The 14,911-nt window shown below is 74.9% G+C and carries 9 protein-coding genes; 5 read left to right on the forward strand and 4 right to left on the reverse strand.

Annotation, left to right across the window (positions count from 1 at the left end; genetic code table 11):
• Positions 1–34: 34 nt before the first annotated feature.
• Complete coding sequence (locus tag J7W19_RS10815) at positions 35–364, reverse strand: helix-turn-helix domain-containing protein (RefSeq protein ID WP_004952978.1); 330 nt, start codon at positions 362–364, stop codon at positions 35–37.
• Positions 361–732: a type II toxin-antitoxin system RelE/ParE family toxin gene (locus J7W19_RS10820; RefSeq protein WP_004952975.1), complete on the reverse strand. Its 372-nt coding sequence runs from the start codon at positions 730–732 to the stop codon at positions 361–363. The genes J7W19_RS10815 and J7W19_RS10820 overlap by 4 nt, the downstream gene beginning before the upstream one ends.
• A gap of 227 nt (positions 733–959) precedes the next feature.
• Between J7W19_RS10820 and J7W19_RS10825 the strand changes: the two genes are divergently transcribed.
• From J7W19_RS10825 to J7W19_RS10840, 4 genes are all read left to right on the forward strand, one after another.
• Entirely contained in the window at positions 960–1,988 is a 1,029-nt protein-coding gene (locus J7W19_RS10825) for an aspartate-semialdehyde dehydrogenase (RefSeq protein ID WP_004952972.1), read from the forward strand.
• A gap of 124 nt (positions 1,989–2,112) precedes the next feature.
• Entirely contained in the window at positions 2,113–5,295 is a 3,183-nt protein-coding gene (locus tag J7W19_RS10830; RefSeq protein WP_004952969.1) for a TerD family protein, read from the forward strand.
• Between the two features lie 28 nt (positions 5,296–5,323).
• Positions 5,324–7,897 (forward strand): aminopeptidase N, encoded by a 2,574-nt coding sequence (pepN, locus tag J7W19_RS10835; RefSeq protein ID WP_004952966.1) that lies wholly within the window; start codon positions 5,324–5,326, stop codon positions 7,895–7,897.
• 23 nt (positions 7,898–7,920) lie between these two features.
• A complete protein-coding gene (locus J7W19_RS10840; protein WP_004952964.1) occupies positions 7,921–8,826 on the forward strand; it encodes a hypothetical protein in 906 nt (301 codons plus the stop codon).
• Positions 8,827–9,026: 200 nt separating this feature from the next.
• Here J7W19_RS10840 and J7W19_RS10845 read toward each other — a convergent pair whose 3' ends face one another.
• Positions 9,027–9,281 (reverse strand): hypothetical protein, encoded by a 255-nt coding sequence (locus J7W19_RS10845; protein ID WP_004952961.1) that lies wholly within the window; start codon positions 9,279–9,281, stop codon positions 9,027–9,029.
• Between the two features lie 11 nt (positions 9,282–9,292).
• Complete coding sequence (malQ, locus tag J7W19_RS10850) at positions 9,293–11,473, reverse strand: 4-alpha-glucanotransferase (RefSeq protein ID WP_004952958.1); 2,181 nt, start codon at positions 11,471–11,473, stop codon at positions 9,293–9,295.
• Positions 11,474–11,776: 303 nt separating this feature from the next.
• On the opposite strand from malQ, the gene J7W19_RS10855 reads away from it, so the two are divergent.
• Positions 11,777–14,908 carry a beta-N-acetylglucosaminidase domain-containing protein gene (locus tag J7W19_RS10855; RefSeq protein ID WP_004952955.1) on the forward strand — a complete coding sequence of 1,044 codons (3,132 nt, stop codon included), beginning with the start codon at positions 11,777–11,779 and terminating at the stop codon, positions 14,906–14,908.
• Positions 14,909–14,911: the final 3 nt, after the last annotated feature.

Consider the following 14,911-nt stretch of genomic DNA (forward strand, 5'->3'; position numbering starts at 1 on the left):
ATCCGGACGCCCGGATCGAAGCCGCAGCGCGCTGTCAGGCCACTTTGACGGACACGTCACCCCTCTGAACGATGACCGACACCTCACCACCGAGCACGGCCGCATAGGCCCGCAGCGTGTCGAGGCTGTCCACCTGACCGTGCTCGATCTGTGAGACGCGCGCTTGGCTGACACCCAGCACCGCCGCCACCTCGGCCTGGGTGAAACCGGCCGTACGGCGCAGGCCGGCCAGCTCATGCCCGCGGATCCGGGCTGTACTCGCCGCCCGTTCCTCGGCGCGCTGAGCCACGGCCTCGTCCGACTCCAGCCACGGGTGCAGTTCCACCGCCTCGGCCCGCACCTCGCGCCACGATCGCTCCCTCACTTCGCACCTCCCGTTCGCTTGCGCGCCACGTATTCGGCGTACCGGCTCTCCGCGACGGGGACATGCTCCCGGTACCACCGATTCCACTCCCCTGCCTTGTCCCCCGCCACCAGCATGACCGCCTCCCGGTCGGCATCGAAGACGAACAGCATCCTGACCTCCGACCTGCCGCCTGAGGCGGGCCTCAGCTCCTTGAGGTTATGCAGAACGCTCCCGTGGACTCGGTCCGCCATCGGCCGACCGAGGCTCGGCCCCACCAAGGCGAGGTGGTCGAGTGCTTCGACGACGCTGTTGGCCGACCGGGGGTCCTCCTTGCAGAGACGAAGGAACCAGTCCTCCACTGGTTGCAACAAGATGATCTCCCACACAGCCTCGAACTTAAGGCTAGCCTTATATTCGCGGTGCGGAAACGGCGAACCCTTCACCCACCGGTGTGACAACTCGGCCGTTCTTGAACCCGCCGCCCTCGTCCCACCCTCCGGACAATGGATTGGACTTCCGGGCCCCCCACTCCCGCATGATGGAACCGCGCCTACCGGTCCCACCGTCATCCGGCAGTGACGCATGTGTCCTATATGAGCAATGGGAGCCCCCTGTGAGAGTCGGAATCGTCGGAGCCACCGGACAGGTCGGCGGAGTCATGCGCAAGATCCTCGCGGAGCGCGACTTCCCGGTGACGGAGCTGCGCCTGTTCGCGTCGGCGCGTTCCGCCGGATCCACGCTCCCGTGGCAGGGCACCGAGATCACCGTCGAGGACGCGGCCACGGCCGACTACACCGGGCTGGACATCGTCCTCTTCTCGGCCGGCGGCGCCACCTCCAAGGCGCTCGCGGAGAAGGTCGCCGGACAGGGCGCCGTCGTGATCGACAACTCGTCCGCCTGGCGCCGCGACCCCGACGTGCCGCTCGTCGTCTCCGAGGTCAACCCGCACGCCGTCGCCGACCGCCCCAAGGGCATCATCGCCAACCCCAACTGCACCACCATGGCGGCCATGCCGGCCCTGAAGGTGCTGCACCGCGAGGCCGGGCTGCGCAGCCTCGTCGCCACCACCTACCAGGCTGTCTCCGGCTCCGGCCTGGCCGGCGTCGCCGAGCTCGACGGGCAGCTGCGCAAGGTCGCCGACCACGCGACCGAGCTGACGCACGACGGCGAGGCCGTCGAGTTCCCCGAGCCCGGCGTCTACAAGCGGCCCATCGCCTTCAACGTGCTGCCGATGGCCGGCTCGATTGTGGACGACGGGCTGTTCGAGACCGACGAGGAGCAGAAGCTCCGCCACGAGTCCCGCAAGATCCTGGAGATCCCCGACCTCAAGGTCTCCGGCACCTGTGTCCGCGTCCCCGTCTTCACCGGCCACTCGGTGCAGGTCAACGCCTCCTTCGCCGGTCCGCTGAGCGTCGAGCGCGCCTACGAGCTGCTGAAGGACGCCCCGGGCGTCGAGCTGTCCGAGATCCCGACGCCGCTTCAGGCGGCCGGCAAGGACGTCACCTACGTCGGCCGCGTGCGCGTCGACGAGACGGTCGAGCACGGCCTGGCGTTCTTCGTCGTCGGCGACAACCTGCGCAAGGGCGCGGCCCTGAACGCGGTGCAGATCGCGGAGCTGGTGGCCGCGGAGCTGCGCGGCTGAGCCGGGTCGTACGGGTCGGGCGGGGTCCTCCGGGGCCCCGCCCTTCGCCGTTCCAGGGCTCGTGGGCGGGCCCGGCGGGCTTATTCGGGCCGGGATGTCCGACCCCCGTGGGAGAGTTCCGTTCATGAACCGGATAGCCAGAGGCGAACATCTGACCGTCCCGGCCGAGCCGTTGCACGCCGCGGTCACCTGGACCGCCGTGCCCGCACTCCCCGACGCCGGGGCCCTCACCGTCGCCGCCCTGCTCCTCGACGCGCGCGGAACGCTCCGCGCCGACGCCGACCTCGTCTCCTCCCAGCACGCCGCACACCCCTCCGGGGCCGTGCACCACCTGGGCACCTCGGAGGGTGAGGCGGGCCTGGTGGCCGAGTGGCTGGTGATCGACCCCGCGCTGATCGAGCCGGACGTGACACGGATCGTCGTGGCCGCCGCCACGAAGGGCCGTGCCCTCGGCCGCGTCCCCGGCCTCGGGATGGCCGTCACGACGGCCACGGGCGCGCCGGTCGCCCACGTCGCCGTCGAGGACGGGGTGCGGTTCGACGACGCGGCCGGGCCGGGCGGCATCGGCGCCTCCGACGAGCTCGGTGCCCTCGGCGGGCGGGACGGCCGGGCCGACGCGGACGCGGGGGCGGCTGCCGTGGCGACCGCCACCGCGGCCGTCCTCGGCGAGTTCCGCCGCTACGACGACGGTGGCGGCGACGGCTGGCGGTTCGCGGCCGTCCTCCGGGGCTACGCCTCCGGCCTCGGCGGCGTGGTCGAGGCGCACCGCGCGGGGGCGGGGGGCGATGGGGCGTACGGGAACGGCGCCGGTCTCGGGGACGGCTTCGCGGACGGCCTGGGTGACGGCCTCGGAGGCGCTCCCGGGGCCGCCGCGGCGTACGCGGGGACGTACGTACCCGGGCCGGGCGGTTCGCCGTCCGACGCCGGATCCGGTGCCGGCGCAGGCGTGCCGGGAGGCGGGGCACCGGGAGCCGAACCGTCGTACGGGCCGGACGCGGGGGCCCATGCGCCGGCGGCGGTTGATCACCTGGCCGCTGCCCGGACCGGATCCCTGGCGGTGGAAGCCGGCGGGCCGGACGCGCCCGGGTACGAAGGGCGTGGCGACGGTGTTTCCGTTCCCGTCGCTCCGGCGCGCGTGCCGGAGATGCCCGCCTACCCGCCGGACGTGCCCGGCCCGGGGGTTCCCGGGGGAGCCGCGGCCGGTCAGGAGGGGCCCGTGCCGAGCGTCCTCGGTGACGCCGTCCTCGGTGCTCCCGTGTATGAGCCGGGCGGGATGGTTCCGCCCGAGCCTGTCCTCAGACCGCCCGTCCCCGGGCCCGCGGCCGAGTCGCCGTTCGCCGGCGCGCCCGCTCCGGAAGCCGGGCGGCTCGTCGCCGACGCGCCGACCGTCGGCCTCGCGGTCGTCGGTCCGCCCGCGCGGGAGGCGGCCGAGGCGGCGACGCCGCGGGAGGAGCGAGGAGCGGCGGAGCCGGCCGGGGAACGGGCCGTGCTGGGACGGATCACCAACCGCCCGGCCCCGCCGGAGCAGGGCGCCGAGGGGTCGGCGGCGGACGCGTCGGCGCAGGCCCCGGTGCGGGAACAGGTACCGGAGCAGGTACCGGGACAAGCCCCGGCGGGGGCGCGGGAACAGGCCCCGGCACAGACGCGTACGAACGCCGCTCCCGCCTCGCAAGCCATCCTCATCACGGACGCCGCTCCCGCCTCAGAAGCCGTCCCCCTCACGGACATCCCCCCGACCTCAGAAGCCGTCCCCCTCACAGACATCACCCCGTCCCCCGAGCCCACCCCCCACACAGATCTCACCCCCACCTTCACCCCCTGGGAGCGGACCGGCACCGGCGACGAGGATGTCGTCCCCGAAGGGCCGCTGCCCGACGGGCCGGTGCTGGTCGAGTTCGCCAGTCCCGGTGGTCCGGCGGCGGTGGAGGTCGTGGAGTCGGTGGAGACGGCCGAGGGGGAGCAGCGGACGGCGAGTCCGCTGCTGTCCGGGACGGGCCGGTTCCGCGGGCGGGCGGTGTTCACGCCGCGGGCCGGCCGGCCGCCGAGGCTGCGGGTGGCCGCGCGACGGCAGTGGAGCCTGACGTTCCTGCCGCTCTCCGAGGCCCGGGTCCTGGAGCCGGACGGCGCGCTCCAGGGCACCGGCCCCGATGTGCTGCGCTACTCCGGTCCCGCCGCCGACCTGCGCGTCAACCACACGGGTGGCCGGGCCGACCGCGGCAGTCTCACGCTCCGCGCGGTCTACCCCGGGGGCGACCCGGCCGACCGCGACGGCGCCGACGTGCTCGCCCAGGGCCGGGGCGCGCTGATCGACGTGACGCCCGTCGCCGGCCCCTGCCTGCTCCTCGTCGACGCCGACGGCCCCTGGTCGCTCGCCGCCCTGCCGTCCGCCGCGCCCGAGCCGGAGCCCGCCGACGGGGTGCTCGCCGAGTACGCGGGCCAGGGGCGGAACCTGGAGGTCGTCGAGATCGCCCACCCGTGCCCTGGTTCGCCGGTGATCCTGGAGTACGACCTGGAGGGCTCCGACTTCTTCGCGGTCACCGAGATCGACCCGTACGGCGACACGCGCGAGCTGATCTCGAAGGACGAGGGGTTCCAGGGCCGCCGCCTCCTCTTCACCGGGCTCACGGAGGGCGAGACGGCCACCCGGCTGGAGCTCGGCGCCCTCACCCGCTGGCGCTTCCGCCTCCTCCCGCTCTCCGCCGCCCGCCCGCTGACCGGCGAGGCGCCGGCGGACGGGGTCACGGGCACCGGCTGCGACGTCCTCGTCCACTCCGGCGCGCCCGCGGCGCTCACCCTCACCTCGGCGGAAGCGGGACCCGTGCACGTCACCAGCCTGGAGGCGGGCGGGCTCGCCCGCGTCCGGGTGACCCGCGCGCACACCCCGCGCCCGGCGCACGGCCCACTGCGCGCGCGGCCCGGCGCGCCCACGTACGTCCTCGTCACGGCGGCGGGCGACCAGTCCTGGAAGCTGACGCTCCGCCCATCGGAGGAGATACGGTCGTTCACCACCGCGATCGACGGCCACGGCCACGACGTCGTCCGCTGGACCGGCGCGCCCGGGCCCGTCCGGTTCGACTACGACTTCGACGACGGCGAGCCGCTGCTCGACGAGATCCCCCGGCCGGAGCTGTGGGCGCTCGATGAGCACCTGTCGCCGCTGTACCGGGTGGCCGCCGGGATCGGCGTCCACCACGTCCCGGCCGGCTGCCTCCAGGTCCGCGCGCACCGGGCGTGGCGGCTCACAGTGGACGGCGCACGGCAGGCGCCTGACGCCGCCTCCGTGGAAGGATGGCCGGGAACGTCATGAACACGCGTGATGCGAAGGAGATGGCCAGGTGCCAGGCACGAATCTGACCCGCGAAGAGGCCGAGCGGCGGGCCACGCTGCTGACGGTGGAGGCGTACGAGATCGACCTCGACCTCTCCGGCGCGCAGGAGGGCGGGACGTTCCGCTCGGAGACGGTCGTGCGGTTCGACTCCGCCGAGGCCGGCGCCGAGACGTTCATCGACCTGGTGGCCCCGACCGTGCACGAGGTCGTGCTCAACGGTGAGGCGCTCGACCCGGCCGTGGTCTTCGCGGACAGCCGGATCGCGCTGCCGTCGCTGCACGGCGGTCAGAACGAGCTGCGCGTCGTCGCCGACTGCGCGTACACCAACACCGGTGAGGGTCTGCACCGGTTCGTGGACCCGGTGGACGACCAGGCGTACCTGTACACGCAGTTCGAGGTGCCGGACGCTCGCCGCGTCTTCGCGTCGTTCGAACAGCCGGACCTGAAGGCGACGTTCCGGTTCACCGTGAAGGCCCCCGAGGGCTGGACGGTCATCTCCAACTCGCCCACGCCGGAGGTCCCGGCGGACCGGATCTGGCGCTTCGAGCCGACCCCGCGCATCTCCACGTACATCACCGCGCTGATCGCCGGCCCGTACCACAGCGTGCACAGCACCTACGAGAAGGACGGCCGGACGGTCCCGCTGGGCATCTACTGCCGGCCGTCGCTCGCCGAGTACCTGGACGCGGACGCGATCTTCGAGGTCACGCGGCAGGGCTTCGACTGGTTCCAGGAGAAGTTCGACTACCACTACCCCTTCGCCAAGTACGACCAGCTGTTCGTGCCGGAGTTCAACGCGGGCGCGATGGAGAACGCGGGCGCGGTCACCATCCGCGACCAGTACGTCTTCCGGTCGAAGGTGACGGACGCGGCGTACGAGGTGCGGGCCGAGACGATCCTGCACGAGCTGGCCCACATGTGGTTCGGCGACCTCGTCACCATGAAGTGGTGGAACGACCTGTGGCTGAACGAGTCGTTCGCCACCTACACGTCGGTCGCCTGCCAGGCCGCCGCCCCCGGCTCCAAGTGGCCCCACTCCTGGACCACCTTCGCCAACTCCATGAAGACCTGGGCCTACCGGCAGGACCAGCTGCCCTCGACCCACCCGATCATGGCCGAGATCCGCGACCTGGACGACGTCCTCGTCAACTTCGACGGCATCACCTACGCCAAGGGCGCCTCGGTGCTCAAGCAGCTGGTGGCGTACGTCGGCGAGGACAAGTTCTTCCAGGGCGTGCAGGCGTACTTCAAGACCCACGCCTACGGCAACACCCGCCTGTCCGACCTGCTCGGCGCCCTGGAGCTGATGAGCGGCCGCGACCTGAAGACCTGGTCGAAGGCGTGGCTGGAGACGGCCGGCATCAACGTCCTCCGCCCCGAGATCACCACGGACGACGACGGCGTCATCACCTCCTTCGCCGTCCGCCAGGAGGCCACCCCGCTGCCCGAGGGCGCGAAGGGCGAGCCGACGCTGCGTCCGCACCGGATCGCGATCGGCGCGTACGACCTGAAGGACGGCAAGCTGGTCCGCACCGAGCGGATCGAGCTGGACGTGGACGGCGCGCTCACCGCGGTCCCGGCCCTCGTCGGGCAGCGGCGCCCGGCCGTCGTCCTGCTCAACGACGACGACCTGTCGTACGCCAAGGTGCGCCTCGACGAGGAGTCGCTGCGTACCGTCACCGCCCACCTCGGCGACTTCGCCGAGTCGCTGCCGCGCGCCCTGTGCTGGGCCTCCGCCTGGGACATGACCCGCGACGGCGAGATGGCCACCCGCGACTACCTGGAGCTGGTGCTCTCGGGCATCGCCAAGGAGTCGGACATCGGCGTCGTCCAGTCGCTCCAGCGGCAGGTCAAGCTGGCCCTCGACCTGTACGCGGCGCCGGACTGGCGCGAGACCGGCCTGCGGAAGTGGACGGACGCGGCGCTCGAACGGCTCCGCGCGGCCGAGCCCGGCGGCGACCACCAGCTCGCCTGGGCCCGCGCCTTCGCCGCCACCGCCCGCACCGACGAGCACCTGGACTTCCTCGCCGGCCTCCTGGAGGGCACCGAGCTCGTCGCCGGTCTCGCCGTCGACACCGACCTGCGCTGGGACCTGCTCACCCGGCTCGCCGCCACCGGCCGCGCGGACGAGAAGGCCATCGCCGCCGAGTTCGACCGCGACCGCACCTCGGCCGGCGAGCAGCACGCGGCCGCGGCCCGCTCGGCCCGCCCGACCGCCGAGGCCAAGGCGGAGGCGTGGGCGTCGGTCGTCGAGTCCGACAAGCTCACCAACGCCGTCCAGGAAGCCGTGATCAGCGGCTTCGTCGTCGCCGACCAGCGCGAACTGCTGGCGCCCTACGCGGAGAAGTACTTCTCCGTCGTCAAGGGCATCTGGGAGACCCGCAGCCACGAGGTCGCCCAGCAGATCGCCGTCGGCCTCTACCCCGCGCTCCAGATCTCCCAGGAGACCCTGGACGCGACGGACGCCTGGCTCGCCTCCGCGAACCCGAGCGCGGGCCTGCGCCGGCTGGTCCTGGAGTCCCGCGCGGGCGTCGAGCGGGCCCTGAAGGCCCAGGCGGCGGACGCGGCGGCGGCCGCCTGACCGACGCGGCTTAGGGTGCTCGGATGTCCGACGAAACGGCGACGACCGAGCACCCCAGGGCCGCCCTCCCCACAAGAGGCACCACGGCCCTGCTGTACGACACCGCCCTCGTGCTCGTCCGGACGCGGACGCGCCGCCGGATCCCGTTCGAGGCCGTCGAGCGCGTCGACGGGCCGGGGGCGGACGGCCGCACCCTGCGGATCGAACTGACCTCGCCGCACGGCCCGGGCGAGGCCCTCACGCTGCGGGGTGCCGACCCGGAGGCCCTGGCGGCCTTCACCGCCGCCCTCACGTCGTCCCTGCCGCCCCGGGCCCCGCACCAGGCGCGGCGGGACGGCCGGCGGCTGACGAGCACCGAACGGATCGCCTTCGCGCCGGCGCGGGAACTCCAGGCGGCCGGAGGCAGCCCGACGATCCGGACCCTGGTGGTCCTCTATCTGCTCGCCCTTCCCGTCGTCGTCCTGGCCACGGAAGACCTCGGCCGCTCCACCGCCGCCTTCGACGCCCTCGGCGACTGGCTCCGCGCGGGCCTGTTCCTGCTGCCGGGCGCGGCCCTCGCCCGCGTGACGGCCTCCACCGTCCGCACCGCCTGCCTCCTGCGCCTCCGGGGTGTCACCGTCACCGGCAGACTCACCGGCGTCCGCCGAGGCGCCGCGGGCGAACCGGCCGTGTACCACTACACGTTCACGGACCGGGACGGAACCGACCACCCCCACGAGACCCAGGGCTGGCCCCTGTCCACCGACGGCCGGACGACGCCGATCCGCTACGCCCCCCGCACACCGGAGCGCGGCTACGCCCCCGCCGACCGGATGGGCTTCCCGGCCCACGCCGCCCTCGGGGCCATCGGCCTGGTCCTGCTCTGGCTCGGCCTGGACTCCGCCGTACCCACCGCGCTGGAGGCGGTGCGGGTGCTGCGGGAGGGCTGACGAGACGCGGCCGACAGGCGGAAGATCACACAGGGTGACGCGCCCCCTGGTCAGCGGGCTCCACGACCTCGTCGGCCGGGAGAACGGGTACGCCGAACGCCGGGCGGGCAAACTGGGCCCGTCCGGCGTTCGTACCGTTGGCTGAAGGCGCGCGAAGCACGCCGCAGGCGCGCCCTCACCAGGCGCGCCCCCGCAGGGGACTAGCGCGACGTCCGCGGGTAGTGCGTGTCGTGCGTGCGCACGTTGTCCGAGTTGCGCGCCAGCACCATCGTCAGGCCGGCGATCACGAGGAAGAGCACGATCGGCGCGGCGACGTAGAGGCCGAGCGTGTTGATCACGCTGAGGCCGGGGCCCGGGTCGTCGCCGTCGTCGCGGGTGAGCGCGAACGCGGGGGACGACATCAGCAGCATCAGCAGCGTGCCGGCGGACACGACCCCGGCGCGCTTGGCGTTCATCTTCTTATTGCTCACGGGCTCAAAGTATCGGACCCCTGCCGAGGGCGCGCGCCCGGGGTGTCCCTCCGGGCCGTCAGGGCGCGGATCTCGTCCATCAGGGCGTGCAGCCGGGGCGAGGAGGCCAGTTCCTCCAGGGAGAGCGGCCGGCCGGCGGGGTCGGCGACGGGCAGGCGCCAGTTCGGGTACTCGTCCGAGGTGCCGGGGAGGTTCTGCGGGCGGCGGTCGCCGACCGTGTCGGGCAGCCAGACGCCGACCATCCGCGCGGGGGTGCGCAGCAGGAAGCGGTGGACGGCGCGGACGGCCGCCTCCTCGTCGTCCGGCCCCTCGGGCAGCAGCCCGAGCCGCCCGAAGAGGGCCAGCCACTCGGCGACGCCCTTGGCGTCCTCGCGCTGCTCGACGGCGAGCGGGCGGCGCAGCAGGCCCAGGCGGTGGCGGAGGGCGACGTGGTCGCCGGTGAGGCGGGCGGCCGTGCTGGGCAGGTCGTGGGTGGTGGCGGTGGCGAGGCAGCCCTCGCGCCAGCGCTCGGGCGGCAGCGGCCCGGCCCGCCGGGCGCCGCGCGACCAGTCGCGTTCGAACCAGAGGACGGACGTGCCGAGCACGCCCCGCTCGGCGAGCGCCTCGCGGACGCCCGGCTCGACGGTCCCCAGGTCCTCACCGATCACGGCGGCCCCCGCGCGGTGCGCCTCCACGGCGAGGACGCCGAGCATCGCGTCGGCGTCGTACCGGACGTACGTTCCCTGCCCCGGCTCGCGGCCCTCGGGCACCCACCACAGCCGGAACAGCCCCATCACATGGTCGATCCGCAGCGCGCCCGCGTGCCGGAGCAGGCCGCGCAGCAGGTCGCGGTAGGGGGCGTAGCCGGTGGCGCGCAGGGCGTCGGGGCGCCAGGGCGGCAGTCCCCAGTCCTGGCCGCGGGAGTTGAACGCGTCGGGGGGCGCGCCGACGGACATCCCGGCGGCGAGCGACTCCTGCTGCGCCCACGCGTCGGAGCCGCCGGGGTGCACGCCCACCGCCAGGTCGTGGACGAGCCCGACGCGCATCCCGGCGTCCCGCGCGGCCCTTTGCGCGGTGGCGAGCTGGCGGTCGGTGAGCCAGGCGAGCCAGCAGTGGAAGTCGACGCGGTCGAGGAGTTCGCCGCGGGCGCGGGCCGTGCGGGCGGAACGGGGGTTCCTGAGGCCGGCGGGCCAGGAGTGCCAGTCGGGGCCGTGTACCTCGGCGAGGGCGCACCAGGTGGCGTGGTCGTCGAGCGCCTGCCCCTGCTCGGCGAGGAACTCGCAGTAGGAGGCGCGCCGTCCGGGCCCGAGCGGCACCGCGCGGACGAGTTCGAGGGCGCGCAGCTTCAGGGCGCGGACGGCGTCGTGGTCGATGGGCTCGCCCCGGCGGAGGACGGCCGCGTTCAGCTCCGCCGCCGCCGCGAGCAGCCGCTGGGCCTCCTCGCGGGCGGGCCCGGCGAGCCGGCCGAACTCGGTGACCTCCTCGACGCGCAGGTGCACCGGGTCGGGGAAGCGGCGGGAGGACGGCCGGTACGGGGACGGGTCACAGGGCCGCCCGGGCGCGCCGGGGACGGCCGCGTGCAACGGGTTGACCTGGAGGAAGTCGGTGCCGAAGGCCCGGCCCGACCAGGCGGCGAGCTCGGCCAGGTCGCCGAGGTCGCCCATGCCCCAGGAGCGGGCGGACAGCAGGGAGTAGAGCTGGACGAGGAAGCCGTGGCAGCGCTCGGGCGGCTGCGGCACCCGCTCGGGGGCGACGATCAGCGGGGCGGCGGCCGACCGGCCGTCGGGCGTCCGGGCCCGCAGCAGGTGGGTGCCGAGCGGCAGTGGATCGTCCCAGGTCAGGGACTGCCCATCGGACGTCTCGACGTGGAGGGCGGCGTCGTCGGGCAGGTCCGGCGGCCGGTGCCGGGCGGGGCCGCGCAGGACGACGGCCCGGGGCAGCAGCCGGTTGCGTTCGGTGCGGGCGTGGGCGTCCAGGGCGTCGCGGACGGCCCGCGGGGTGGAGGCGTCGACGCCGAGCGCGGCGAGGACGGCGACGACCGTGTCGTCGGGGACGGGGACGCTCTGGCCGGGGGCGGGTTCGTAGGACGTGGCCACACCGTGCAGCGCGGCGAGGCGCGCACGGTCCGCGCCCGCCTCGGTACGGCCCTCGTTTCGGCTGCCGGAACGGCCCTCGGTCTGGCCCTCCACGCGGTCCATGCCTGCCTCCAGAGGACGGCGGGGACGGCGCCGCACCGGCCGGCGCGGGGTCGCTCGGCGGCCGGCACGGTGCTCCCCGGTGACGGCCGGGACGGTGTCAGCTTACTGACGGCGACGGCACGCTGACGGGGCTTTGGCTCATTCCGGCCACCGGCCGTCAGCAGCACGTCCGCACCGCCACCGCAACCCCCGGGCCGGGCAATACCGGCAGTTCGGTCACCCGCGTTGACACGTTCCGCCCCTGGTGATGGGCTCATCGCTCACATCACCACCACGACGTACGGCAGCGGGGCGAGGAGAAGCGTGCGGTTCCAGGGCGACGACCCCTCGTACGGCGATCGGGGCTCCGAGCGCCACGTCCGGGCGGCCTCTGACCGGCCCTTTGACCGGCCCGCGGGACGGCCCGGCCGGGCGCTCGGCACCGGCCGGTTCGGTGGCCCGTACGCCGTCCGGCCGCGCCGCGCCGGGGTGACCGTCCTGGCCGTCGCGCTCCTCGGCGGACTGCTCGGCACCGCCCCCGTGGTCGCCGCGCCCGCGGAACCCGCCGCTCCGGCGGCGGGCAGCCCCGACACCGCCGACCCGGAGGCGACCGACGCGCTGCCACCGGTCTGGCCGCGCCCACAGGCGGCCCGCGCCCAGGGCGCGCCGGTGCCGGTGGGCACCGAGGTCACCCTGATGGCCGAACCGGGCGCGGACCCGTACGCCCTGACGGCGCTGCGGGAGATCCTGCGCGGCGCGGGGGCCCGGACGGTCGTGGACGCGCAGCCCGGCGGCACTCCGCCGCCGCGCGGACTCATCGTGTACGCGGGCGGCCGGCAGGCCGAGGAGGCGCTGCGCACGCTCGGCGCCCCGGCCGCCGGCGACCTGCCCAAGGGCGGCTACCGGCTGGCGTCCGGGCAGCTCGACGGCCGGCCGGCGGTGGCGCTGGCGGGAGTCGACGACGACGGCCTGTTCCACGCGGCGCAGACGCTGCGCCAGCTGGTGGTGCGGCGGGACGGCGGGACGGCCTTCGCCGGGGCCGTGGTCCGCGACTGGCCGGTGACGGCGGTGCGCGGGATCACCGAGGGGTTCTACGGGCAGCCGTGGTCGACGCCGCAGCGCCTCGCCCAACTGGACTTCATGGGCCGGACGAAGCTGAACCGGTACCTGTACGCGCCGGGCGACGACCCGTACCGCCAGGCGAAGTGGCGCGATCCGTACCCCGCCGACCGGCGTGAGGAGTTCCGCGCGCTGGCGGACCGGGCCCGGCGCAACCATGTGACGCTGGGCTGGGCGGTGGCGCCCGGGCAGGCCATGTGCTTCTCGTCGGAGGAGGACCTGCGGGCGCTGAAGCGCAAGGTGGACGCGATGTGGGCGCTGGGCGTCCGGGCGTTCCAGCTCCAGTTCCAGGACGTCAGCTACAGCGAGTGGCACTGCGGGGCCGACCGGGACGCCTTCGGTTCGGGGCCGAAGGCCGCGGCGGAGGCGCAGGCGAAGGTGGCGGGGGCGCTGTCCCGGCACCTGGCGGCGAAGGGCGGGGCGGCGGCGCCGCTGTCCCTGCTGCCCACCGAGTACTTCCAGGACGGCCGGACGGCCTTCCGGCGGGCGCTCGCCGACCGGCTCGACCCGCGCGTCGAGGTGGCCTGGACGGGCGTGGGCGTGGTCCCGCGGACCATCACCGGCGCCGAACTGTCCGCCGCCCGCGCGGCGTTCGGCCACCAGCTCGTCACCATGGACAACTATCCGGTGAACGACTTCGCGCAGGACCGTATCTTCCTCGGCCCCTACACCGGGCGGGAGCCGGCCGTCGCCGTCGGCTCGGCCGCCCTGCTCGCCAACGCGTCGGCACAGCCCACCGCGTCGCGCATCCCCCTGTTCACCACCGCCGACTACGCCTGGAACCCGCGCGGCTACCGCCCCGAGGAGTCCTGGAAGGCCGCGGTCGACGACCTCGCGGGCGCCGATCCGAAGGCCCGCGAGGCGCTGCGGGCGCTGGCCGGGAACGACGCGTCGTCCGTCCTCGGCGGCGAGGAGTCGGCCTATCTGCGCCCCCTGATGGACGACTTCTGGACGGCGCTCTCCGGCACGGACGCCGACCGGCTGAAGACGGCGGCGGACAGGCTGCGCGCCGCCTTCCGCACCATGGCGGACGCGCCCGGCCTGCTGACGGACGCCCTGGGCACCGAGGTACGGCCGTGGGTGCGGCAGTTGGCCCGGCACGGCGAGGCCGGGCTGCGGGCCGTCGACATGCTCACCGCGCAGGCGCGCGGCGACGGCGCGGACGCCTGGCGCGCGGAGCTCGACGTGCTGCGGCTGCGCGACCGGATCACCTCCGAACGGGTGACCGTGGGCGCCGGCGTGCTGACGCCCTTCCTCCAGCAGGCCCTCGCCCGCGCCAACGGCTGGCTCGGCGTCGACCGTCCGCTGCGCACGTCCGGCGCGGCCACCGACGGCGACCCGGCGACGACCGTCCCGGCGCCGGCGGACGGCCCGCTGACCGTGCGGCTGCGCGAGCCCCACCCGATGACCGCCGTCACCGTGCTCACCGCCGCCGCTCCCGGCGCACGCGGCACGGTCGAGGCGCACACCCCCGACAAGGGCTGGCAGCCGCTGGGCCCCCTCTCGGCCGGCGGCTGGACGCAGCTGCCCGGCAAGGGCGTCCGGGCCGACGCCCTGCGGCTGGTCTGGTCGGGTCCCGCCCGCCCGGCCGCGGTCCACGAGATCACCCCGTGGTTCGCGGACACCGCCGCCACCCACTTCGAGCTCACCCACGCGGAGGCGACGGCCGAGGCGGGCGGGGCGCCCGCGGTCGTCGAGGCCCGTGTGATCAACCAACGGCCGGGAACGGTCAAGCAGAAGCTGACCGTCCGCGCGCCCAAGGGCGTCACCGTCAAGGCCCCCGACGAGGTGACGGCCGTCCGCGGCGGCGTGACCACCCTGCGCGTCGAACTCTCCGTCCCGGCCGACGCGCCCTCCCGCGCCTTCACCGTCCCGATCCGCCTCGGCGACCAGGAGCGCACGGTGACCGTGCGCGCGTACCCCGCCGCCGGCGGCCCCGACCTGGCCCGCACCGGCGAGGCCGCCTCCTCCGGCGACGAGGCGTCCGACTACCCGCCCTTCGCCGCCCTGGACGGCAACCCCAAGACCCGCTGGTCCTCCCCGCCCGCCGACGACGCCTGGTGGCAACTCCGCCTCCCCCGCCCCACCCGTCTCGGCCGCCTCGTCCTCCACTGGCAGGAGGAACTCCACGCCACCCGCTACCGCGTCCAGGTCTCCCCCGACGGCCGCACCTGGCGTGACGCCGCCACGATCACGGACGGCAAGGGCGGCACCGAAACGGTGCGCTTCGACGCCCCGGGCACGCGCTTCGTCCGCGTCCAGGGGGTGAAGCGGGCGGCGGAGTCGGCGGGGTACTCGCTGGTGGACGTGGAGGCTTACGCGGTGCGGAAGGGGTAGGGC

The organism is Streptomyces mobaraensis NBRC 13819 = DSM 40847 (assembly GCF_017916255.1).
Lineage (GTDB): Bacteria > Actinomycetota > Actinomycetes > Streptomycetales > Streptomycetaceae > Streptomyces > Streptomyces mobaraensis.

Bases quoted from the DNA above. Each gene is read 5' to 3' on its own strand.
- malQ (WP_004952958.1), bottom strand. From the start codon at position 11,473: ATGGACCGCGTGGAGGGCCAGACCGAGGGCCGTTCCGGCAGCCGAAAC.
- J7W19_RS10830 (WP_004952969.1), top strand. From the start codon at position 2,113: ATGAACCGGATAGCCAGAGGCGAACATCTGACCGTCCCGGCCGAGCCG.
- J7W19_RS10840 (WP_004952964.1), top strand. From the start codon at position 7,921: ATGTCCGACGAAACGGCGACGACCGAGCACCCCAGGGCCGCCCTCCCC.
- J7W19_RS10845 (WP_004952961.1), bottom strand. From the start codon at position 9,281: ATGAACGCCAAGCGCGCCGGGGTCGTGTCCGCCGGCACGCTGCTGATG.